At 46.3% G+C, this 23417-nt stretch carries 16 protein-coding genes; 9 read left to right on the top strand and 7 right to left on the bottom strand.

Annotated features, from left to right (window positions below):
- Positions 1-255 precede the first annotated feature (255 nt).
- Entirely contained in the window at positions 256-3522 is a 3267-nt protein-coding gene (locus tag JGK14_RS28290) for a glycosyltransferase (protein ID WP_293314167.1), read from the bottom strand.
- Positions 3523-3663: 141 nt separating this feature from the next.
- On the opposite strand from JGK14_RS28290, the gene cobA reads away from it, so the two are divergent.
- From cobA to JGK14_RS28270, 4 genes are all read left to right on the top strand, one after another.
- The gene (cobA, locus tag JGK14_RS28285; protein WP_293193335.1) at positions 3664-5232 is read left to right on the top strand and encodes a uroporphyrinogen-III C-methyltransferase; all 1569 of its coding nucleotides are present in this window, start codon (positions 3664-3666) and stop codon (positions 5230-5232) included.
- Positions 5233-5737: 505 nt separating this feature from the next.
- Positions 5738-6925, top strand: a complete 1188-nt coding sequence (locus JGK14_RS28280) for a tetratricopeptide repeat-containing S1 family peptidase (RefSeq protein ID WP_293270396.1) — start codon at positions 5738-5740, stop codon at positions 6923-6925.
- Between the two features lie 94 nt (positions 6926-7019).
- The gene (locus JGK14_RS28275; protein WP_293185745.1) at positions 7020-7598 is read left to right on the top strand and encodes a Uma2 family endonuclease; all 579 of its coding nucleotides are present in this window, start codon (positions 7020-7022) and stop codon (positions 7596-7598) included.
- 152 nt (positions 7599-7750) lie between these two features.
- A complete protein-coding gene (locus tag JGK14_RS28270; protein WP_293270398.1) occupies positions 7751-8383 on the top strand; it encodes a restriction endonuclease subunit R in 633 nt (210 codons plus the stop codon).
- Positions 8384-8779: 396 nt separating this feature from the next.
- Here JGK14_RS28270 and JGK14_RS28265 read toward each other — a convergent pair whose 3' ends face one another.
- Genes JGK14_RS28265 through JGK14_RS28255 form a run of 3 tightly spaced genes read right to left on the bottom strand, consistent with a single transcriptional unit; the run spans position 8780 to position 14265 of the window.
- Complete coding sequence (locus JGK14_RS28265) at positions 8780-8995, bottom strand: hypothetical protein (RefSeq protein WP_325315749.1); 216 nt, start codon at positions 8993-8995, stop codon at positions 8780-8782.
- Complete coding sequence (locus JGK14_RS28260; RefSeq protein ID WP_325315748.1) at positions 8989-14112, bottom strand: CHAT domain-containing protein; 5124 nt, start codon at positions 14110-14112, stop codon at positions 8989-8991. Before JGK14_RS28260 ends, JGK14_RS28265 begins: the two co-directional genes overlap by 7 nt.
- Before the next feature lie 27 nt (positions 14113-14139).
- On the bottom strand, positions 14140-14265 hold the full coding sequence (locus JGK14_RS28255; RefSeq protein WP_293243448.1) for a hypothetical protein: 126 nt from the start codon (positions 14263-14265) through the stop codon (positions 14140-14142).
- 54 nt (positions 14266-14319) lie between these two features.
- Between JGK14_RS28255 and coaE the strand changes: the two genes are divergently transcribed.
- The 3 genes from coaE (at position 14320) to JGK14_RS28240 (ending at position 16224) form a co-directional block, all read left to right on the top strand.
- Positions 14320-15048 carry a dephospho-CoA kinase gene (coaE, locus tag JGK14_RS28250; protein WP_293270402.1) on the top strand — a complete coding sequence of 243 codons (729 nt, stop codon included), beginning with the start codon at positions 14320-14322 and terminating at the stop codon, positions 15046-15048.
- Positions 15049-15584: 536 nt separating this feature from the next.
- Positions 15585-15788, top strand: a complete 204-nt coding sequence (patX, locus tag JGK14_RS28245; RefSeq protein WP_293185738.1) for a heterocyst-inhibiting protein PatX — start codon at positions 15585-15587, stop codon at positions 15786-15788.
- Between the two features lie 199 nt (positions 15789-15987).
- Positions 15988-16224 carry a hypothetical protein gene (locus JGK14_RS28240; protein WP_293185737.1) on the top strand — a complete coding sequence of 79 codons (237 nt, stop codon included), beginning with the start codon at positions 15988-15990 and terminating at the stop codon, positions 16222-16224.
- A gap of 270 nt (positions 16225-16494) precedes the next feature.
- On the opposite strand, the gene JGK14_RS28235 is transcribed toward JGK14_RS28240, so the two are convergent.
- Positions 16495-17898 (bottom strand): TldD/PmbA family protein, encoded by a 1404-nt coding sequence (locus tag JGK14_RS28235; protein ID WP_293193339.1) that lies wholly within the window; start codon positions 17896-17898, stop codon positions 16495-16497.
- A gap of 283 nt (positions 17899-18181) precedes the next feature.
- On the opposite strand from JGK14_RS28235, the gene JGK14_RS28230 reads away from it, so the two are divergent.
- Positions 18182-19771 carry a sensor histidine kinase gene (locus JGK14_RS28230; RefSeq protein ID WP_325315747.1) on the top strand — a complete coding sequence of 530 codons (1590 nt, stop codon included), beginning with the start codon at positions 18182-18184 and terminating at the stop codon, positions 19769-19771.
- A 23-nt stretch (positions 19772-19794) separates the two neighbouring features.
- On the opposite strand, the gene JGK14_RS28225 is transcribed toward JGK14_RS28230, so the two are convergent.
- Both JGK14_RS28225 and tnpA read right to left on the bottom strand, forming a co-directional pair.
- Complete coding sequence (locus JGK14_RS28225) at positions 19795-21138, bottom strand: RNA-guided endonuclease InsQ/TnpB family protein (RefSeq protein ID WP_325315746.1); 1344 nt, start codon at positions 21136-21138, stop codon at positions 19795-19797.
- Positions 21131-21529 carry an IS200/IS605 family transposase gene (gene tnpA / locus JGK14_RS28220; RefSeq protein WP_293185733.1) on the bottom strand — a complete coding sequence of 133 codons (399 nt, stop codon included), beginning with the start codon at positions 21527-21529 and terminating at the stop codon, positions 21131-21133. Before tnpA ends, JGK14_RS28225 begins: the two co-directional genes overlap by 8 nt.
- Positions 21530-22480: 951 nt before the next feature.
- On the opposite strand from tnpA, the gene JGK14_RS28215 reads away from it, so the two are divergent.
- Complete coding sequence (locus tag JGK14_RS28215; protein ID WP_293185732.1) at positions 22481-23299, top strand: hypothetical protein; 819 nt, start codon at positions 22481-22483, stop codon at positions 23297-23299.
- Positions 23300-23417: the final 118 nt, after the last annotated feature.

The raw sequence follows: 23417 nt of genomic DNA, 5'->3' as shown, positions 1-23417 counted from the left end.
CTAACAATTTCAAAAACCCGCCCTCACCCAACAAACAATATTAATGTACATTCAGATTTACGGTGGGGCGGGGGCGGGTTTATATTAATTGTCGGTGATTATTATGTATGGTTGGCGAACTCGCCCCTACAAATAAAATGTAGGTTGAAATTACAATTTCAATCCACCGATAGATAATGTAGAGTGCGTCGCACTCGACAATCTGCAATTAAAATCAAAAATATAGCAGCGACGCACCCTACCAGATAAAAAAGATTAATTTGCGATTGCTTCCAAGAATTTCTCAGCATTCTTCACGCTTTCAATATCATAAATATCCCGGTTGTAACAAACAATTTGTGCTACCAACTTTTCATGATGTTGCTGAGCTTTTTCCAACATAGAACCCTGGGAACGCCGATAATTGACAACTACTTCTTTCGTTCCGAAAAATGGGATATTATGTCTGTGACAATTGACCCAAAATTCCCAATCTTCGTAACCTTCTTTCATCCCAATTTTATAACCTGCCACTAAATCCAAAATAGATTTGTGATACAGTGAAGACGGGTGAATCATGTTAGAGTGCTTGATGTTTTCCGGCGAATACAAATCGCTACTCGGTACTATGCGATTTTCTGTGCCAAACATTTGATAAGAACCAAATGCTACACAAGGTACATGAGATTTTAAGCATATTTCTAAAAGACTATTTAAGGCATTTTCAGCTAAAATATCGTCAGCATCCAAAGGCATAATGTATTCACCATTTGCTGCTGCTATTCCAGCATTTCTTGCCAGAGACAGCCCTTGATTTGTTTGTTCTACCAGCCTGATTTTATGCTGGGGATTTGCTGCTATTAAATTTTTGGCAACTGTGCTTGTAGTATCTAAGCTGCCATCATTGACAATGATAATTTCCAAATTTTTGTAAGTTTGCTTAATTGCGCTAGTTACCGCTTGTGGCAAAAAGTGAGATTGATTGTAGCAGGGAACAATCACAGATACCAACGGTCGATTTTCCAATTGCTGGGATGCAGAAATTTGCCTGAAACTTTCTGTTTGGGCTGACTTTTGAGCAGATTGCAAGCTATAAAAATAAATCTTGGGATGTACAATCGCTAATTGATTCAAATCCGTGTTTTGATATTCACTTTCTAACATTGGATATCTCGATAAATATTCTTGTTTAACAAAAATAAATATATTCTGAGCGTACCAAGGCTCTACTTTGTCATTGTTCCATATTTTTCTCCTCAAGCAATCCACGACTGCAAAACCTTTTGTATGAAAATAATTTACCCAATATTGCGGCCACTGTTCGTTAACGTGTTCGACGCCTCCTTGAAACGGTATCGCAGCCGAAAACAAAATTACTGGTGCTAATTGAGTGAGAGAATTAACAAAGGTTTCAGCACAGGTAGCTGGCAAATGTTCTGCAACTTCTAGGGAAATTGCTAAGTCAAACTTTCTTTTTAATTGCAGCGGTTGCTTTAAATCTGCGGATTGGAACTGATTTAAAGGAATTTGTAAAAGAGTGCGATCGACATAATCGCCATCTATTCCCAAACAGTCAGCAATTCCCAACTTTTGAAAAGCAGCTAACCAACTTCCCGTACCGCAGCCCACATCCACTACACTTTTAGGTAAATTTGGTTGCAGCAAGTCTAACAGCAGAGGAATAATTTCTATAGCAGAACTGCGAGTTCCTTCTCCTATTAATTCGTAGAAATCTCTTGTATAAGATGACTGTTTTTGTTTATTTTTTTTACTGTATGTGGTCGAATCAATACCGTTTAAACTGCTAATTTCATAACCCTGCAAATGTGCTGGCAAATCCCAATAAATATTAGGATCTGGTTGATGTTTTACAGGCTCGACATTGCCGCGCCAAGCTGCACCCATAATTTGCATTGTTTGATATACTATCGTTTGCCAACCCTGTTGTTTCAAGTAATCTAAACCCTTAGCAACAGCCGGAGCAGCTAAATCGTGAAATAAAATTATTGCATCTTGTTCTGCCAATTTTTCGCAGGCGATCGCATCATTTAACGGCCCATCACCTTCGTGTTCTCCGTCAATAAAAATTAACGACCATTTCCGGTTCAAATCCTTTGCTAATTGCTCTACTCTTTGGGGGCTGTAACCGGGTATGAGTTCAACGGAAGTTTGCACGCCAGACGCATTGAGAGCGCCTTGAATTGAATCTATTACGCTTTGTCTAATATCATCTCTTTCTAACAGCGGATCGACGACATCTAACTCAACTCCGGCGAGTGCTAAATGACAAGCAGACCAACCCAGCCAGCAGCCAATTTCTAATGCTTTTTTACCTGAAAATTGCAGGGCTGTATTGTAAAGAATGTGTGCTTCGTCGCGACTGAGAAATCCGACTGAACTAGCACGGCGATCGACATACCAATTGTGCTTGATTTCCCGGCGCAGATACGGCCACGGACAAGTATTAGTATCGCCCACAATCATGTTGGGAAAGTACGCATCTGGGAGAATAATTTTTAGTTCGGGCGAGACGTAATCTCCGACAGGTAATGTATTATTTTGAATTTGAGATGGTGGTTGTACTGTCATTTTTTCTGATTTTAATTGTGGGGATACTGGCGGTTGAATCGGTTGGTAGCGGAGACTAATTTCTATTTGATTCCCGTCGGTTGTTGCTAATTTTACCAAGTCGTGCTTGTGACCTGTGATGTGCAGAATGCCGATCGCCCCGTGCGGCAAATACGGCTCCACAAAACAGCGTCGCTGCTTGTCCCAGACGGGCAAACCGAAGTTGCAGCTCCAATTGCACCCAGCCGGCAGCATCTCTGTGCGATCGAACATTTCAGTACCGTAAACGAGCCGATTTAACGCTATTTGGTCAGTCATCAAAGAAACGTGCCGCTGCAATCCCTCATCCAGATATTCCGCCCAAAGTTCCCAATGCGGCGCATCTTTGTGCAGCGCAAAGATACCTGCATTGATAGTTGGATAGCTGTGCAACTGTTTGGCAACTTCTTCCCCAAAAGCTGCTTGATAATCGCGATAAACAAATTCCCAGTACCAAGGCAATTTGCCATAAGCTAAATAATAGCCTCTATCTAATTCTGGAACAACTGCTAAACCCCGTTTTGCCGCGCCTTTTACGAATAATTCCATAGCTTGCCAATCCTGCACCCAAGCATCAGCATCTATCCACAGGTAGATGTCGAAATTCGGGAAGTAACGGCGCAGAAACGGACGAGCTAAAAGTCCTTTGAGATAGTGAGGTGCTTCATTTTTGCCGGGAAAGTTGAACTCCCAATCGGGTTTTTGAATAATATTAACTTGTGTTTCCAGCCACTCCAGTTGTTCGGGAGTGCAGCCTAGATCGAAAAAGCCGATCGCCACATTAGCGCCCTCTGGTTTTTCCCGCACCGATAAAATAGTACCTCGCACCAGTTCAAAGTAATTTGCATCGGCGGCCGTGATGGTGATAATCTGCATAAATATAGGATTTTTGGTTAAGGATTGGGGATTGGGGATTGGGGATTGGGCATCGGGCATTGGCCAAACAGGGCATTGGGCGGAGCGAAGCGGAGGGATTGGGCATTAGTATTTGTTATTTCATAATTGCTCATTCTTCCTTCTTCCTTCTTCCTTCTTCCTTCTTCCTTCTTCCTTAAATTATACTATCGAGGATGACTTATGAAAAACTCAAAAGGAAAAGTTTATCTAGTCGGTGGGGGGCCCGGAGATTGTAACTTGATGACAGTGCGATCGCAAAAACTGCTCTCCCAAGCCGAAGTCTTAATCTACGACGCACTCATCGACATCCCGCAACTCGCATTAATTCCAGTCACTTGTCAGAAAATAGAAGTAGGGAAACGCGGTGGCAAACCTTCCACCCAGCAGCAAGAAATTAACCGTTTGCTGGTAGAACATTGCCAACTTGGCAAACAAGTAGTGAGACTTAAAAGTGGCGATCCATTTATTTTTGGTCGCTCCAGTTCCGAGATTCAAGCATTAATTATAGCAGGCTGCGAATTTGAAGTTGTGCCGGGAATCTCGTCAGCATTTGCGGCACCTTTGCTAGCAGGAATTCCCCTCACAGATCCGGTGATGAGCCGCTGTTTTGCAGTGATGAGCGCCCACGAACCGGATGCGCTGGAATGGGAAGCTTTAGTGCGGATAGAAACTCTGGTAATCTTGATGGGAGGGCGCAATTTAAGCGAGATAGTCTGGCAATTACAAAAACACGGACGATCGCCCGAAACTGCGATCGCCATTATCCGAGATTGCGGCCGCCCCGAACAGCAAATCTGGATCGGCACGCTCTCCGACATTGTACAACAAACAACAGGTGAATCTCTATCGCCTTGCGTCATCGTCATTGGGGAAGTAGTTAGATTGCGCGAATTTTTAATCTGGCCAGAAAGCACAAACATGAGCCATACACCTGTCACCGCTAACCACAGCCAACCGCTAGCCGGAAAAACGATTTTAGTCACCCGCGCGGCCTCCCAGTCTGGTCAATTTAGCGATCGACTCCAGCAACTGGGTGCCCGCGCGATCGAAATGCCAGCCTTAGTAATTGGTGCGCCTTCAAGTTGGGAACCGTTGGATAGCGCGATCGGGCAAATGTCAAGCTTTCACTGGTTAATCCTCACTTCCCACAACGCCGTAGACTGGTTTTTTCAACGATTGCAAGCAAAAGGCAAAGACGCGCGGAGCTTGTTTGGCATTAAAATAGCAGTAGTTGGGAAAAAGACAGCAGAAAGTTTGCGATCGCACTCGCTACAACCCGACTTTATTCCCCCCAACTTTGTCGCCGATTCCCTAGTCGAAAACTTCCCCGACAATTTGCAAAACTGCAAAATCTTATTTCCCAGAGTAGAAAGTGGGGGAAGAGAAGTTTTAGTCAAAGAATTCACCGCCAAAGGAGCGCAAGTAATCGAAGTACCAGCGTACCAATCTTGCTGTCCCGAAACAATCGATCCGATCGCCCTAGCCGCACTCCAGAATCAAGCCGTAGATATCATAACCTTTGCCAGTTCCAAAACCGTACATAACTTTTGCCACCTCCTCGAAACAACTCCCGAATTCTCCTTATCTCAGGATTGGCTAGAAAAAGTTTGTATCGCATCCATCGGCCCGGAAACCTCCAAAAGCTGCCAGAATTTATTGGGCAAGTTAGACGTAGAAGCGACAGAATATACATTAGATGGGTTGACTGAGGCGATCGTCCAATGGGCCACAAAACATCAAATTACATAGTTGCGCTCTTGTTGCGCTTGAGCGCTCTTGAAGGTACGTAGTTGCGCTTGAGCGCTCTTGAAGGTACGTAGTTGCGCTTGAGCGCTCTTGAAGGTACGTAGTTGCGCTTCAGCGCTCTTGAAGGTACGTAGTTGCGCTTGAGCGCTCTTTCAAAGGTACGTAGTTGCGCTTGGGCGCTCTTTCAGGGCTAAAGCCCAACAACGTACCGCTTCTACTTTTGCATCCAACAATTAGCGAACAAGCTACCACATAGCAATGAATCATCCATAGTGAGTAGGGTTCGTCAAAGGCCAAGCCTAATTTATTATAGACATTGCAAGCCTGACATACCTTACAACTGAATGTCTAGATAGGAAATCGCGGAACAAAAAAGCGAGTAAAATTATCAGTAAATAACAAAGCCGATCGCCAATAGCGTCAAAACATTAATCAAACTAAAAACCAAAAAAGCCCAAACCACCAACCGCAGCGAACTCCCATACCAAACTACCAATTAGCAACAGCCATGAATATAAACTTTTCTCGTTACGACACCTTAACCACCTTGCTAGCAGGAACCACCGCAGCCTTAACCATAGTCATCAGCCAACCGGCGATCGCCAAAACTCCCCAAGAAGTCGCCAGCATCGCCGGGCCGCTGACAGTACAAATCAATAGTTCCCTCGGAGACGGTTCCGGGGTAATTATTGCCAAAAACGGCAAAACTTACACAGTTTTAACAGTCAATCACGTCGTAGAAAAAGCAGACGTGAAATACACCGTTCGCACGTCGGCGGGCAAAAACTATCAAGTAAGCAACGTCACCCGCTTGCAAACAGCCCCAACAGATCCGGATTTAGCAGTAGTCAAATTTGAAAGTCCCGAAGAATATCCAGTGGCGACGCTAGCCGATTCTGACAAAGCCGTCATCGGCACTCAAATCTTCGTTTACGGCTATCCCGCTACGGGCGGACTCTTTGGGGCCGAACGAGAACCAGAAATGTCTCCCGGACTCGTTACCAGCCGCCCGCGCGATCGCCGGGAAGGTTACACTTTGCGGTATCAAGCCGTCACTTGGAGTGGCATGAGTGGCGGGCCAGTTTTCGACTCTGAAGCCCGAGTCATCGGTTTGCACGGACAAGGGGAATTCGGTTTTGCCCAAATCAGTAACGGGGAAGTCGCCCCAATTAAAACAGGATTTAATGCAGCAGTTCCCATTAATACTTTTATCGCCAAACTGGTGGCGGCGGGAATCAACAAATCCGAGTTGAAAGTAGACAATACTCCCACAACTATCGGCCCGGTATCCACCGTTAACCCAAAAGATGCCCAAGCCTATTATTTTCGAGGGCTTTCGCGCTTAGATCAGGGAGAGGCTTGGGAGGCGATCGCCGATTTCAACAAAGCACTCACTTTCAATCCTAAATACAGCCCAGAATTGCATTTTAATATCGGCAATGCCCGCACTTTCATTACTGCCGGCTTGCCACAACCCGACCCCACCCGCGGTGGAACCGCTATTCAAGCATACACGAGTGCGATCGCAGCCAATCCCGGTTTTGCCGACGCCTACTACAACCGAGCTTTAGCTTACCTGACAGAAGACAAAGCCAAAGCAATTGCCGACTTTCAAAAAGCAGCGGAACTTTACAAGCAAGGCGGCAGAACAACTGCATATCAAGATGCCCTCAAGCGCATCCAACAATTGCAGTAGAATTAGAAGTTAAGAATTAAAAATTAAGAATTAAAAATGAATCATCCCATTTTTAGTTCTTAATCTAGTTCATATACACAGCAGGTAAATAATCATGACTGCTATCACCTTAAATCTCAATTCCATTGTCAAACTAACTTCCGAACAGTTCTACCAACTGTGCGAAGAACACCCAGAATTGAAACTAGAACGCAACGCCAACGGAGAATTAATCGTCATGCCGCCAACCGGAGGAGAAACAGGGAAACGCAACTCAACAGCGAATGCTCAAATCTGGACGTGGAACGATCGAACCGAACTCGGAGAAGTGTTTGATTCCTCCACAGGGTTTACTCTGCCCAGTAAAGCCGATCGCTCTCCCGATGTCTCCTGGGTAGAAAAATCGCGGTGGGAAGCTTTGACACCCGAACAAAGAGACAAATTTATCCCCCTCTGTCCTGATTTTGTCATCGAGTTTCTTTCTCCGAGTGACAGCTTGAACAAGACGCAGGCAAAAATGCAAGAATATATGGAAAATGGCTGCCGTTTGGGTTGGCTGATTAACCGCAAAAAACGAGAAGTAGAAATTTATCGCCCCGGTCAACCAGTTGAAGTTTTACAATCTCCTCTCACCCTTTCTGGGGAAGAGGTTTTGCCGGGATTTGTTCTGAATCTACAAAAAATTTGGAATTAGTAAGATTAAACTATAACTTCGCCTATCTTCGGTTCGTAGTGAGGACTTTAGTCCTCATAAAAAGAAGGACTGAAGTCCTCACTACGAACCAATTTGGTTGTAGAGGAATTTGATAAAATTGTAAATATCTATAAAATAAAGGCTAGGAAATTATGGTTCAAACTATTCAAGCTAAAAATGTCACGCTAGAAGAATTAAAAACACTTTTTAACCTGCAACTTGTCACAGACGACCAATTTTTCCCGGAATGGCAAGAGGAGTTACCAGAAATCACAGAGTTTCAGAAACGACAGCTAGATCAGATTAAAGCGGGTTACTTCAACTTGCTAGAGTATCCGCCGATGCTGGAAAAAACCATCAGTTTGTCGATCGTCTCTCCACTACTGTTCACCGGCGAGTTTTACCTGCACCAATTTTACATTAAACAGGAAAAATCCGTCGAAATTTCCGAAGAAGATGAAGGCATTATCATCAAAGGTAGCCTGGATACTTTAGTTTTAAAAGACCAGTTGTGGCTGATGGTAATCGAATCGAAACGAGTTTCATTTTCCATTGAAGCGGGGCTGGCCCAAATCTTAGCTTATCTACTGGCAAACCCGAACCCAGAGAAGCCGAGTTACGGCATGATTGCTACAGGAGGCAGTTTCATCTTTGTCAAGTTGCTCAACGGAGAATCACCGCGATATGCCAAATCTGATTTATTTGGAATTAGCAATCGCACCAATAATCTACAGGATGTACTCCGCATCCTCAAACGCTTGAGTCAGATAGCAGCTAACAATTAGTCATCAGTCATATCATATCATGTCCGGTCGATTAGCATCACAAAAAAGGTTCGTAGTACGTCCTGGCGTCCGCTGTTTAAAAAATGCTTTTTGCAAAACGGAGATGCTCCCGATCGTACCATTGTGGTAAGGAATGAGAATTAAATAACTTACAATTTTAATTATTGTGGGATGGGCGTCCCGCCCGTCTATAAAGCAATACGGTTCACTTAAGACAGATCCCCCCTAACCCCCCTTGGGAAGGGGGGGACAAGAAGCTCTTAAAGTCCCCCTTCTTAAGGGGGATTTAGGGGGATCTCCGGGCATAAATAGTGTTAAGTAAACCGTATTGGTCTATAAAGGACGGGCGGGACGCCCATCCCACTTTTAAGAGTGTAAGTTATTAAATTTTCGTTCCTAAGGTGCGTCGCCAGCAAAATTGTCGATATGTAGATAGGGATTTTTCGTGGCGACGCACCCTACGCCTTCTTCCTTCTTCCTTCTTCCTTCTTCCTTCTTCCTTCTTCCTTCTTCCTTCTTCCTTCTTCCTTCTTCCTTCTTCCTTCTTCCTTCTTCCTTCTTCCTTCTTCCTTCTTCCTTCTTCCTTCTTCCCTCTTCCTTCAAAATTACCAAGGCGAACCAATCATTGTAAAAGCGGCCCAATAATACGGATGCGACAAATTTCGATCGCCCCTAGCCGTCAATTCCGCAGGCAAAGGCAGAGCTTGATTGTTGCCCGATCGCACCAAATAACCATCCTGCAACCGCACTTCCCCGCGCAACATCGCCAACTGCGCTTGCCGCAAAGCCTCAGCCTTAATCGGCGCCGTCCGCAACTGCTGGTAAAACTCGGTCATCAACCCCAAAGTTCCAGCATCTGACACATACCACAAACTCGCCAAAGCCGATTTTACCCCCGCGTGTACCGCCAATCCCGCAAACCCCAACTCAGCCTGTTCGTCTCCCACCGCCGTAGTGCACGCACTCAAAACCAACAACTCCACCTGCGGGTTAGATAACTTCAACTCTTCCAACTGATTTAACCGCAATTTAGTATCCCAAAACTGAATGTAAGAATTTTCTGCACCACCAGGCTGAAAATCGCCGTGAGTAGCTAAGTGAATAATTTTGTATTGGGATTGATTGCGTTTTTCCTTCAAATTTGCCAGCGTAAAACGTTCGTTGAGAAAAGACGCACCATGCCAAATCTTGCCCACAATTGTTGATATTTCGAGCGGCACCGCAGGTAAAGGATTTTGATCGTATTTTTCGGGAAATTTCGACGCACCCATCGCCAAAACTTCCGAATCCTTAACATCGGCATAGCGAGTATCAGTCAAACTCAAACTGGGAATCAGCCCCAAACTATACTTTTCTACCAAAAACTGTTTGCCGTCAAACAGAGCAGCTAAAGGTAAAGTTCGCAAACCGGCATCCATCGAAAACGCCAAGGTGTCAATTTTGTTAGCATCCAATTCCGCTTGCAGCGGTGCAATTAACCACTGGTAAAGTTCCTTGGCAGGTTCCTTGTAATCAGAACCAGTCAATGTTTTGGGAGTTCTGATAGCATTAGTGAATTCCTTAGCAACTTGTAGCACTGTTTCGCGACTTGCAGGCACGCTTTTAAACACATTTTTGCCGTCTGGCAATAACAACACAAGTTCTAAATTCTTGTCTTTCACCCAGACGTAAACGATCGCCGGTTTAACTCCCGTCAAGCGATTGACGCTGCTGAGAGTATCTCGGATACTTTGCTGCGTGATTGACTTTTGATCGAGATTTCCACCAAAATAACGTTCAAATTCCCGGCCCTGAGCTCTATCCCTTTGCTGTACTGCGTCGATCGGACTTATTTGCGCGATCGAAGTCGATCGAGAAATCTCAGGCAGCCTCAAACTCGCGATACTGTCTGTATTGCCACTTCCAGGTTTTTGTGCAGTTGCTCCACCGCCGTTTTCTGTCGCACTAGACGCACCCACATTGTTTTTTAACACCGACTGCGACAGCAAAACAGAGCCGGCAGCAGTCTCGTTCGACCGTTCCTCAACAGGCACAGTAGCAGACCCTGAGGGTACATTTGCGGTACCGCTCTTGGGCGAAGACACGCTCGGAGTCTGAGTGACAATTTGTGGAGAATTGCCTGTATTTTTTAATCCCACAGTGGTAGTTGGTGCTGGACTCGGCAGGCTCAACAGGGGCGCGGTAGCAGTAGTTGAGGAGGTAGCGTTCGACTTCGAGTTTCCTGTCCCAACAGTCGTGGTTGTGCAGTTTCCCGACGGGCAAGTGCTTTGCAACAGCGTCAGCGAACCCGATCGCACCTGTCCGTCTGTAGAAATGCTAACGCTGGCGCGATCGCTCGTCGTTTCGCTTCCAGCAGCCCGGAACAATCCCCCAGCCTGGATTGCCACATCGCCGCCCGTATTTCCATTAGCTTTGATGGAAACAACTTCAACATCTTTCTGCCCGGTAATCTTGCTCGAACCGGCACTTCCCGACTGCGAACTAGAATTGATCACCCCTGTCACGATCCGGCCCGGCGCCACGATCGAGATATCTCCGCCACTTGAGGCACCGAAAGCATTGACATTGCCCACGACTACCGAGCCCGCGCTGCGGATGTTGATATTGCCCGCCGTCCCATTTGCCGATCGAGAGGAAACCGTACCAGCAGTCACATTACCTTGACTGCTAGTGATATTAATCCCTGCATTCGAGGTAACGTCTCCCACTGCCACACTACCGCCCATCAGAGCGATGCTAGCGTTATCAGTTCCCACGATCGCACCAGTTCCCACGATCGCACCAGATCCCAAGGGCGATCGAATCGTCGTCGGATCTTGAAATGTCACCGCCGGCGTTGAATTGGGCGTTGTGGTTGCTGGAGTAATCGCGATCGAGCCGCTACCGTCAGCACGCCCGATCGCGATTGAAGCAAACCCGTTTCGCAGCGAGTTGAATTCCGCAGCAGTCAAGTTCAAAGCCTCAGTCTCAGCAGCACCGGCGATCGTCATATTTTGAGCCGGATCGATTGGTTGCAGCACCAGATTGCCGTTGCTGGCGATCGAATTGTTGCCGCCCGTCAAGTCAATTTCGTTGCCTGTCAGAGTAATATTTCCACCTGTTTCCGAGCCGCCAGCTTCGATCGCGCTAACAGTTACTCCGCCGCGGCCAGTCAGCGTCACATTCCCCGCGCGATCGCCCCTAGTGTCGATCGCGCCAGCAGTCACCGTACCCTCGGCGGTAACGCTCACATCTCCCCCCGACGTGCGCGGCACTTTCGCAGAATTGACATTCGTGTTGATGCTGGGGGGACTTCCTGTGCGTAGCGCAGCCGTAGTCACATTGCCGGTTGTGCTATTGATGCGAATTTCCTGATTGTTGGTAGTGATATTTCCGATGCGGATATTGCCCTCAGCTTTCAGAGTAATTGAGGCATTGTCTGCCCCTGTCAGGGAACTTGTGCTCGTAATTGTTCCCAAACCCGTCGGCGATTGAATAATTAGCGGATCGTAAAATGTGAAATTATTAGCAATCAGAATCGAACCGCTACCGTTGCTGCGGCCGATCGTAATTCCAGCAAACCCATTTTGCAAATTTTCGAGCTCGCTTGCTGTCAGATTCAAATAAGTATTAGTCCCGACATCTCCAGAACCAGCGATCGCAATATTTTGACCGAGATTCCAAGGTTGGAGTACCAAAAAGCCCGTCCCGCTGACCGAATTTTTGTCCCCTTTCAAATTAATTTCATTACCAGTTAAAGTAATGTTTCCCGAACCACCGGCGATCGAACTAACTCCCAGAATATTCCGAGCCGTCAAAGTTACATTTGCCGACGATTTAGAACCGCTAGCATCAAGTTTTTGGGCTGTGACGTTCAGGCCTTCGAGCAAAATATTGCCACTTGTGCCGCCGCTGGAATTCGATGCCGAAACATTGGCTGCAACGGTTGTCCCCGGACTAATTAAACTAATATTTCCGCCGTTGCTGGACAAATTGCCCGCAGTAATTTGACTTCCCTCCAGGGCGATCGCGCCTCCGCGAGTGCTAATTGTATCTCCAGCATTCATCGAAAAAACACCCGCACCATTGCGATCGGCATCTGCTCTCAATGTCACGGATCCAGTAGTTGCGGCAAAGCTCAACTTATTATCCGCCAAATCAGCAATTTTAATATCATTCAGGGCTTCCAGAACCACATTGGTTGTCCCCGAGATACTTTCCAAAGCTCTTCTTGAAATAGTCAGCGAAGAATCGTCCTGGTTTTGCTGCCCTGGTGAAGGCGTTTGTGTTGCCAAAATATTACTGTTAGCAATAACTGCCGCATCCCCCGCAGCTTCTGAGGAATCTGTAATTAAAATATTTTCAGGATCGAACAGCAAAGTCCCCAAACCGTTTGTCCCGGAAGTATCGACAGTGCCGTTAAACATCAATCTTTGCTTCCCCGAAATTTCCACAAACCCGCCAACACCGCTGCTGTTCGATTCAGAAACGCCCGTTGCGCTGATGCGGCCCAAAAATGCTGTTGTGTTGTCCGCCCAGACAAAAACTCTGCCGCCGTTACCCGATCGAGTGGCGTTGGCTGCGATCGAACTTTTGCCATCCACGTAAGTCATTCTGGCATTCGGCACAGTTCCCTCGCCTCGGTAATCTCCCCCGATCCGCACCGTTCCCCCGCCGTCGGGCCCAGAAGCCTCAATCTTCGCGGACAACAGCCCTACCTTGTCGCCCAACACGTTGACAGTACCTCCCGCGCCCCCCCTGGCAGACACGTCCGCAGCACCCGATAACAACGCAGTTCCAGCACCTGCCGCTACTGTTTGGCCGCCCGTAAGTACGACTTCACCGCGATCGTTCGTAGTTATACCAGTAGCGCTAGCCACGCCGGAACCCGAGAGTAGCTTTGGCAAACTCAGAGGAGAAAACGGCAGAGCTTCCGAACCTGGCACTCCCGCAGCCGGAGCAATTTCTAAACTCAGCAAAAGTCCGTCTTGACTCAACCGCACCAGATTTTGGCCCGGGACAGCCGCCACCGTAATTTGACCCCCCGGCGCTGAAAGTCTTCCCGTACTGATGACAGTACCGCCCAGCAAAGTCAAACTCTGCCCGTTTTCCACAGCCAAGTCACCGGCATTGACAATACTCCCCGGCTGTGCGCCAAAAGCAAAAGTATTCGGTGCTCCCACTAGGCCCGCGTAGTTATTCGCCCCCGTACCGTTGAACCAGCCGCTGTCAAAACCGATACTGCTAGCGGTGGTAGCCAGAAAAGACCCTGGTACGTCTAGTCGCGCATTACTGCCAAAAATAATCCCTGCCGGGTTCATCAGGTACAAATTAGAATTGCCACCGCTAACTTGAATTAGACCGTTAATTAAGGAAGCGTCGCCGCCGACAACGCGGCCGAGGATATTTTTAATGTTTGGGTTGGAGATGAAATTGGCAGTTTCGCCAGAATTTAAACCAAATCGAGTAAAACTGTGGAACAGATTTGCTCCGTCTCTGGAACTTGTGCCACCTGTAATATCGTAGCGAGAGGGCGACGCACCGGGCGTGGTGATGGTGGTTCCGGTGCCGTCTGGGGCTGCCATAATTGGCTCGGCCGCAGCAATTTGAGATTGGCGATAAATTGCCACAATCACCCATCCGCTGCTATCTTCTTTGAAGAAAACCAGGTTGGGGAAAAAATCTAATATCAAAAATCCAGCCAGGGGAATTGCTGCCAGAATCGATCGCACAGCAGATTGAGCTTTCATAAAATTTGCCTCGATCTAGACCTGAATTCAAGTTTTAAATGGAGATTTTAGGTAAAAAACAGTCGATCGCACCCTCATGCTGACAATTCCTAACCCTAACTCTCGATCGCCAATTCCCAATTTCAAGTCTAATTTTAATTGTGTCACCAACATAGCAAATACGGACAGTAAGTGTCGAAACACCGTTGAGTTTAAACAGAGAAAATTATGAGCGATCGAATTGTCCGCACGATCGGCTTAACTGGGGGCATCGCCACCGGGAAAACCGCTATATCTAATTATCTGGCATATACCTATGGATTTCCGATTTTAGATGCCGATATTTACGCCCGCGAAGCTGTGCACCCAGGTTCGCCAATACTAGACTCTATTGTAGAACGATACGGCGCCGTTATTTTGCTCCCCGACGGCAATTTAAACCGCCCCGAGTTAGGAAATATTATTTTTTGTAACGCAGCGGAACGGCAGTGGTTAGATCAACAGATTCACCCTTATGTGCGCCGCCGGTTAGTGGAGGAAACTCAAAGCTACATTGCTGCCTTAAATCTGGTATCCCCAGACACAGATGAATTAGGTACAAAAACTCAAGAAAGCGGGTTTTGGGAAGGCGATCGCGAATTAGAACCAAGTGTGGTTGAAAAAAAACCAGGTTTCTGCGCCCAGACTGACAGGTTGACTTTGGTATTGGTAGTGCCGCTGCTGTTTGAAGCTAACATGACTGACTTGTGTACCGAAATTTGGGTGGTGTACTGTTCGCCCGAAGTGCAGTTACAACGGCTGATGCACCGAGACGGCTTGAGTTGCGATCGAGCTAATGCACGGATTAACGCCCAGATGCCGCTAGCTAACAAGTGCCAACAAGCTGATGTTGTTTTGGATAACTCGTCAACCCTCGACTCTCTATTCCTATACATAGATTCGCAAATCAGATCGTAGCCTATGTTACGCGCGACATTCTGATGTGGCATTAGCTTGTCTTCGATCCGAAGCTGCATCTCGATATCAATAAATTATGAAGTTAATCTGAAAACTCGTAAATATCTACAATTTCAGGAATCTGATTCAACAACATATAAATATATAGAGTGCCCAAGCCGCGCCCAGGATACTGTGTTTTTGTGTCTTTAATCCGAGGCTGCATCTCCATATCAATAAATTATGAAGTTAATCTGAAGACTCGTAAATATTTATAACTTACGGTTTCGTTTCCTGGTTGCAAGAGTGTCGCAAAAAGATGGGAAGCCTTGACTGCTGGTGGTTTTCGGCAATTAGTAGGTAACTTGAACTTACAACTGAAACAGTGAGAGAAACGAGGGGTTTTACCCCGTTTGACTAAAATTCAAAAAAATGTATGGGTCATCAATTACCAATTGATGATTTCGCGGCAATTCAATTTTTTTTTTACCTGTTTTTGCCCTGATAGCAGAGTACAGGCTGCGTATCAAGAAATAGAAAATACGACACGGAACTCTATGATGCGCCTTTACTCTTCCATGCTGATGTCAACCCTGCTACTGAGTAGCACAGCAGTTAACGCTCAAAGCTTAGAAACCCGATCGACCTTTTTCTCTCAAGACAAACCTGCTCCCGAAATTATGACCGTCCAAGCCAACGCTCAGATATTTTACGCAGATAACGATAAAGATACCTTGCCCGAACGAGGCAGCGGGAGATAAACCCAAACAATGGATGTTTTTGCTAAACAAAGCAAAATAAATCGGCCGATTACTTTGAGTATTTTTCCCTACTCTGTCGAGGGAGATAAATAAGTAATGAGGGCATTCTTAAACGAAGAGTTAAACGCAATTACTTCCAGATTGGCTGAAGCGATGTTGGATCGGGGAGCAAAAATCTCTGAAAAAAAAACACAACACAATGAATACTACCATCAAGTTAATTTGTTTGAGTACGCTATTAGTTAGCGCTCTTGTGATTCCTCAAAAACTAGCAAACTTTTCAATTGCAGAACATCAGTTCAATAAATCGCAACAACTGCTATTAGCAGCTAAAGATACCAAAAACGATGCACAAAGGTGTAGAACCTCGCCGTCTCCGGGATGTTCTCGCCGAGACTCGCACGCGATCGCAGAAACCAGACTTTTTGAGTCTTGAGACTTTCTCGACTGATGCTGATACCGTCAGTCAACCCAATCAAAAATCAAAAATGGTACGATCGATTCATATCATGTCCGGTAGCATCGTCCTGTATTCAGATCTCTATTCTCTCCCTCTGTGTCCTCTGTGTTCTCTGCGGTTAAATAATTTCCATGCAACCAGACATGATATCACCCTAAAATTTCAGGTTTTAGATCAAAAAAAATAGGTAAAGCGCTAGTAGGAATCTGGCGCTTTACCTAGTAGATATTCCACGGTTTAGAAGCTCTACTCTTCCGCAGCTTCGCCGCCAACCACGACATCCCGGATCCGCAAACTCGGGCCGCCGCAGCCCACGGGTAAACCGCTTTGTCCTCCCTTCCCGCAGCCGCCGGATTCATCCCAGTAGAAATCGTCGCCGATCGCCTCAATATCCGCTAAAGTGCTGAAAACATTACCCGAAAGAGTTACATCCCGCACCGGATTGTCCAGTTTGCCATCGCGAATCATCCAAGCTTCGCCGGCGCTGAAAGTAAACATTTCGCCGTTAGTCATGCCGCCTTGCCAATTGCGCGCGAAAACACCCTCTTTGATACCAGAAAATAAATCCGCAACCGGCGTATCGCCCCGTTCGATCCAAGTATTCGTCATGCGGACGATCGGCGGATAGTGATAATTTAAACAGCGAGCATTGCCCGTAGGCGTTTCTCCCAACTTACCCGCAGTTTCCCGCGAGTGCAGCCGCCCAACTAAAGCGCCGTCTTTAATTAACTGAGTCGTAGTCGCCGGAGTCCCTTCATCGTCATAGAAATAGCTGCCCCGGTGTCCCTGTGGCGCAGCACCGTCGAAAATTTGCAAGTTTTTCGGGCCGAACTGGCGGCCGAGGGTCATAATTTCCAAGATGTCGGGATTTTCGTAGGCCATGTCAGCTTCTGAAAGGTGTCCGAAGGCTTCGTGGACGAACAATCCGCTAAGTATTGGGTCGATGACGACGGTGTAGGTGTTGCCTTGGACGGGGGGCAAGGCTAGGGAGTCTACCGCGCGCTGGGCGGCACTGCGAACTTGGGTATCAAGTTCGGTTAAATCTTCGTAAGCTTTCCGCGAACCAGTGGTTTCGCGGCCGGTTTGTACGGTTTCCCCGCTGCGGGCTGTGGCGGCAAACCGCATTTCCATGTCTGCCCAACCTTGTTCGAGCATCGTGCCTTCGGAGGTGGCGAGGATCGTGCGCTGGGTGCTGTCGCCGTAACGCACGGAGATGGTGGCGATGCGGGGGTCTATGCTGCGTAGGATGGCTGCGTAGCGATCGCACAATTGCTTTTTCTCAATTAGCGGCACCAGACGGGGGTCTGTTCCTGTCAAAGGCAGGAAGCAAATGTCTTGTACTGGCGTAACTGGCGCGAGAATCGTTTCTTCTTCGCCGATCAGTTTGGCTGCGGCGATGGCTTCTTCGATTCTTTCGGCGAGGGTGGAAAGTCGGTTAAAACTGGCAAAGCCCCAGCCGCCTTTGTGACAAGCTCGGACTTGGCCGCCAATTGAGACTCCTTCGCTGAGGGTTTCAATTTTTTCGCCCCGCAGCAGGATGTCTGTGCCTTCGGCTTCTTCGAGTCGAATTGCTAGATAATCTACTTGGTTGCGGTAGCGTGCCATTAACTCTGACAACAGATTTTTCGAGTCGGCGATCGAGGTGGGCATAAGGAAAGCACGGTGTTTAACTGCATCCATTTTGCACTTTTGCCGGGGCGATCGGGTGGGTTCGTCAAAAATATCGCCCGCAGCGCGGAGATTGCGACTTAATTTGTACGGTTCTGCCAATAACGATAGTTGACAAATGTGGATATCCTGTGAGTTAGGAGCAAAGCGCAAGAAATTATGCGGGATTTTTGGGTTCTGCTGGTGCTTGAATTTTTACTCCTGAACATTCCTATAAATAAATACTTCATCCTTCATACCTGGTGAAGGTGGGTTTATACCTACTGTGAATACTTACTTTTTACCGACAATCAGCGAGATTTTAGCCTCCGAGGCCTTAGAAAATGACCTCAGTCTGTTTGATGTGAAGTTGGCTGGAGAAAACAACCGCCCGAAGTGTCCTGGGAGTCGTGCGGCTTCCCGGCCCAAAGCTGAACAGGAATGGTACGGCGCGATCGCAACTTTGAATCAAATGCTCGCGAAGCAAACACACTGTCTCTCCCCATCCCCCGTCCCCAATTCCTGTCAGGGATTGATTTTGTCGGGCCCATCTTCGGTTTTGACTGAGCCGGTGGTGGCTTCGGGCTTTGCTAATTGGATTTTTACCAGTATTCCTGACAACGATGCAGCTTTGTGGTCTTTTCGTGCTAGACAAACTTTAGCTTTGCTACCGGCCGCTGACAAGCAAAGATCCGTGCCTGCGACGGCCCCGACTTTGGCTTTGGCGATCGGCGATCCTTTGGCGAACGAACAATTTTGTGTGGTTTTAACGGCTAGTTTTAGTCTGGTGATGGTTTTGGGTGAAAATGCTGCGGGAATGCCGGCTTTTCTATTTTCCTTCGACCCCCAAGTCGTCGCCAAAGCTTGGGAAGTTTTGCGGCGCCGCGTAACTGAAAGTGAATGTTTGCTTGCTAATTCTGACGGTCGATTCAATTTGCGATCGCACCAATTAACTCCTAATTCTACTCACGATTCTACTCATAAATTAGATGCGCTATTCCAGCAGTTTTTGCCTGTTGCTCCCAAATATCAAACAGTCGCGCTGTTCGCCAGCTTGTTGTTAAATAATTTGCCTGTTGGGAAAGAGGAAGCAGGCAGGCTCAAGGATGAAAGAGTTGAGGATAGCCTGAAAGGTAGGCAAGATATCAAGTGCAAGTCTGCAATTCCTCACGCGACTAAAGAGGTGGAGTTGCTACAGGCGATCGCCCACGAAGTCCGCACTCCTTTGGCCACCATCCGCACCCTGACTCGGTTGCTGCTGAAACGCCCCAAACTCGATCCAGTGGTGGTGAAGCGTTTGGAAACCATCGATGCTGAGTGTACCGCTCAGATCGATCGCTTCGGTTTAATTTTCCGCGCCGTGGAAATGGAAATGTCGCAAGCTAAAAATTCCGCATTGCAGCTAACAGCCATGTCCCTCGGTGAAGTGCTCCAAAATAGCATTCCTCGCTGGCAAAAACAAGCGATTCAGCGCAACCACACTTTAGAAGTGATTGTGCCCCAAAAATTGCCGGCGGTAGTCAGCGATCCGACGATGTTGGATCAGGTGTTAACTAATTTGATTGAGAATTTTACTCGAACTTTGCGATCGGGAAGTCGCATTCAGGTAGAGGTGACGTTGGCAGGGAGTCAATTAAAATTGCAGTTAGAATCGGAACACTTACCTGAAGGTAACGGCGTATCGACTTTTGGAGGATCGGCGAATGCTCCTTTGCGATCGATCGGGCCTTTGCTCATGGTACAGCCGGAGACAGGAAGTTTGAGCTTAAATTTGAGCGTCACTAAGAATTTATTTCGCGCTGCTGGCGGCAAGCTGGTAATTCGCCAGCGCCCCCAAAAGGGTGAGGTGATGACCGTATTTTTGCCGCTGCAATAGTTACAGCTAGAGCACAAGGCATTTTAAACAAGCGGTAGCGCGATCGCAAATTCTGTTCCTTCTGCCAATACCGAATCACAATTGATACTCCCCAGCCCACTCCGGGACGGGGATTTTTGAAGAGTCCAGATGCGAACTTTTAAAGGCGAAATCAAAGCGCCCCTACTGACTCCTTTTAGGCATAGCCCTAAAGTTGCCGCTACTTTTCGCAAAATGTTCGCAGCGCCATTGCAGTCTGCATTAATTTTGCTTCCATCTTTTGACCGATATAATCCACGATTAACGCGCTTTCCAGATTCTTTCCACCCTTCAGTTTTTTCACCGAACTTAGGCAATTCATCCGAATCTAAAAAACTTGCCTTACTTGTATAGCTTTCTTCTGTTTCAACAAACTGAATACCATACTGTTCACCAAGCTGGAAAATCCTATCTTTCAACCGAGCGGTAGGGATTTGCACAAAACTTTGATTGGTTTTGCTACCAAGATTTATTTCTTGACGCATCCCCTTGTTCCAGCCGAAAACGATTGTGCCTATTTGATTTTCGAGACAGTGGCTTAATACTAATCTAGCCGCTTTATTGACTGCATCTCTGACCTGCCTGTTTCGCTTTTCTGTAAGGAGCGCCAATCTCTTAGACCAAAAACCTTGAGGTCTATGCTCTTTAATCGCTGCAACCCGCTTGTTATACCATTGATTTAATGATTTTAAATGCCGTCCATCTACAATAAAACTTGTTCCCGCATTGGAAACACAAGTTAACCAATTATTTAACCCTGGATCGATACCCAGAGCTTTGTTTGTATCTAATTTAATCGCTGTTGACTGAAGCTGGTAGACAAACTCGGCATAAAATTCGCCATTTCTTGGCAAAATGCGAATCTCTCTAATTGTTTTGTAGTCTAGGTTAGACGGCATTGGCAAATAAAATTCACCAATCCCAAACCACAATTTAACCTTACTACCTAATGGGAACCTTAATTGCCCATTCTTTAGCTTTACATCTGCTTTTGGGAAGGTCACAAGTTTTAAGCTGTTTTTGCGATACTTCGGTAGTTTAGGATGTTGCGTTACTGTACCACTTTTGATTCCCTTCAGCAATCCAATATATGACTTGAAAGATTCCGCAACACTGGTCAACGTCTGTTGGGCAACATGGGAATACAGCGCTTTAAAGTGCAGATTTTCTTTGAATAATTTGTGCAAGTCATACTTGCCCGGAATCTTCCCGGTTTTGAAATACAATTGCCGACAGTAGTAAGTCCCAGAGTTGGCTAGCTTGTTTGACTCTTCGCATACAAACTCTAGAACGCTTCTTAACTCTCGATTTGGGCTAATTAAATTTTGCTGGCAGCCATAATTAGACATTTTTTTGAGTCTCAATGTACTGTTTAATTACTGTAATGGGCGCACCGCCAACAGTTGCAATGAAGTAGCTATTAGTCCATAACGTTGGTAATCGACTTTTTAAACAAGGAAATTCTTGACGGAGGTATCTAGAGGATCGTCCTTTCATGTATCTGATTAGTTTGGCAATCCCAAACTGAGGATCGCACTCGATTAAGAGGTGAACATGATCTGGCATTACTTCCATTTCTATCAATTCACTATTAAACTCAGTCGCAACTTCTAACAATATTTCTTTTAGTCGGGCATCGACACCTTCAATTAAAACTTTGCGACGATATTTTGGACACCACACAATATGGTATTTACACGAGTAGACGACATTTTTGTTGGATTTGTAATTAACGCTCATATTATAGTTATACAGCATTAACCTGTATATGGTGCAAATCTTGCATTAAGATTTATTAAATACGCTTAGGCGGTTGAAACCGCCGCCGACTTATCCCCGTGTCGTTAGCCAGGGGCTGGCGTCTCGTTCTTCGGTCAAACTTCCAAGGAGAGACAACCCACTATCGCTACTGTGCCGGCAATTTCTACAAGAAAAGGAACGAGCAGAGCGGTTCGGAGAGGAACTTGGCTGAAAATTCGGGAGAGAGGTAATACCATTTTAGATTTTAGATTTTAGATTTTAGATTTTAGATTTTAGATTTTAGATTTTAGATTTGGGAAATTGTTATCAATTTCTAATTCCCGCTCGCTGTTTTTATAAATACTCATGTTAGTAATCTCCCGCCCGCTCAAACTCACTAGCCGATTTGATTTTTGTGGCAATATTTTTGTTCCAGTTTCAGAGGGTATTGTCGGAGACTTGCAGGATTTTAGAAGCTTCTAGGCGGGGTGAAAGAGCGGGTCATTGTATTGATTTGGAGGTTCTACGGCATTTTCCTACTTTATTGAATGAATTTGATTACTTTGAAGTTACAGTTCGCGATCGCAAAAGTAACGTATTTCTGTTATTGTTCGCGCTCGTCTCGAAATCTCAAAGCCTTGCCACACAGTCATCATGCGCCCAAGATTGACTTATTATAATCTATCGCAACTGCCAATACATCCGTTAGATCTAAATTGCTCGTTGCCGAACTTCCTTTTTCCTTGTGCGATAAGAACGATCGCCCTTTTAGCAAATTCTATATTCACTGTCAACCAGCACGGTTGAGCTAGCCCGATCGGGTTAGCTCAAATGAGTGTCACTCAAAAAAGTGACTGGTAACTAACTTGTACCCCCGGTTATCAATAGATATAGCGAGGGAAAAGCAAAAAACAAAACTTTTGTGCTCGCACAACCTACTTAGATAAACACATGGAAATTTCAACTTTTGAACTCTTGGCAAAGCCCATTGCACCTTCAGTGCCCACCGCACCAGAACTCACTCCAGTGCTTCGCCGAGTCGTTCAAGGATACTTTCTCACCATCTCTAATCTCGAAGCGATCGACTTGCGATATCGGATTGAGTTTGCCGTTAGTTTGCCCGTACCGCCAGATCCTAATAAAATCCCGATCGACGGCGTTAACGTTCGCTTAATTATTGACGTTGAAGGCGCTAACACCTTTATACCTCTGACTCAGATCGGATCTAGCAACATATATCGCGGGTTTTTCAGAATACCTGCTGGCAAAACTGCATCTGTTGAATTGTTACCTCTTGTGCCAGCAGTTCTCACTTCGGGTAGCCTAGAAGTACGGGGATATGTCTCGCTGTTTTTGCAGCCCCGCCGCTTCTTTCCAGGCCCCGTACCTCCAACCAAACAAGGAGCCAGAGTGTTGCTGAATCCAGAAATTCGGGGTACTTTTTTGCCGAATGGTTTTCCAGGTGTGGTTGGGGATCTAGACTTCGATCAAATTAATTACACTCTGGCGATCGCTAGCGGAAAAGCATTGAATGTGCTTCCTCCGGCAATCTCTGGGCCAATTATTATCGATCCACCAATCATACTGCCGGTTTTGGAAGAGTTGCGCGATGGTAATTTGGAGTTAGCTAGTTCAGACGCAGACAATTCAGAAAAAGCTCAAATGCTAGTACAACTTCTGGCGGAACTTGAACCAAATGAGGCCAATTTGAAGGCGCTAAATACCGTGATGAACAAGTTCGATATTCCCGTTAAAATGTCTCACTGCTAGAAAAGAAGGGAATTATCCACCAACTCTATAGGGTGGGAAATACCTAAAATCTCTGGTATAGCAGTTCTCAAGTAGGTGAGGTACGTTGTTGGGCTTGGGCCCTCTTACCATAGGTTAT

The organism is Microcoleus sp. PH2017_28_MFU_U_A (assembly GCF_020738035.1).
Taxonomy (GTDB): domain Bacteria; phylum Cyanobacteriota; class Cyanobacteriia; order Cyanobacteriales; family Microcoleaceae; genus Microcoleus.
The sequence above is the reverse complement of the archived record's forward strand: the minus strand, read 5'-3'. Positions and strand labels throughout refer to the sequence as shown.

Bases quoted from the DNA above. Each gene is read 5' to 3' on its own strand.
- cobA (WP_293193335.1), top strand. From the start codon at position 3,664: ATGAAAAACTCAAAAGGAAAAGTTTATCTAGTCGGTGGGGGGCCCGGA.
- JGK14_RS28225 (WP_325315746.1), bottom strand. From the start codon at position 21,138: ATGTCTAATTATGGCTGCCAGCAAAATTTAATTAGCCCAAATCGAGAG.
- JGK14_RS28280 (WP_293270396.1), top strand. From the start codon at position 5,738: ATGAATATAAACTTTTCTCGTTACGACACCTTAACCACCTTGCTAGCA.
- JGK14_RS28275 (WP_293185745.1), top strand. From the start codon at position 7,020: ATGACTGCTATCACCTTAAATCTCAATTCCATTGTCAAACTAACTTCC.
- tnpA (WP_293185733.1), bottom strand. From the start codon at position 21,529: ATGAGCGTTAATTACAAATCCAACAAAAATGTCGTCTACTCGTGTAAA.
- JGK14_RS28240 (WP_293185737.1), top strand. From the start codon at position 15,988: ATGAATACTACCATCAAGTTAATTTGTTTGAGTACGCTATTAGTTAGC.
- JGK14_RS28260 (WP_325315748.1), bottom strand. From the start codon at position 14,112: ATGAAAGCTCAATCTGCTGTGCGATCGATTCTGGCAGCAATTCCCCTG.
- patX (WP_293185738.1), top strand. From the start codon at position 15,585: ATGATGCGCCTTTACTCTTCCATGCTGATGTCAACCCTGCTACTGAGT.
- JGK14_RS28270 (WP_293270398.1), top strand. From the start codon at position 7,751: ATGGTTCAAACTATTCAAGCTAAAAATGTCACGCTAGAAGAATTAAAA.
- JGK14_RS28235 (WP_293193339.1), bottom strand. From the start codon at position 17,898: ATGCCCACCTCGATCGCCGACTCGAAAAATCTGTTGTCAGAGTTAATG.
- JGK14_RS28215 (WP_293185732.1), top strand. From the start codon at position 22,481: ATGGAAATTTCAACTTTTGAACTCTTGGCAAAGCCCATTGCACCTTCA.
- JGK14_RS28255 (WP_293243448.1), bottom strand. From the start codon at position 14,265: ATGTTGGTGACACAATTAAAATTAGACTTGAAATTGGGAATTGGCGAT.
- coaE (WP_293270402.1), top strand. From the start codon at position 14,320: ATGAGCGATCGAATTGTCCGCACGATCGGCTTAACTGGGGGCATCGCC.
- JGK14_RS28290 (WP_293314167.1), bottom strand. From the start codon at position 3,522: ATGCCCGATGCCCAATCCCCAATCCCCAATCCCCAATCCTTAACCAAA.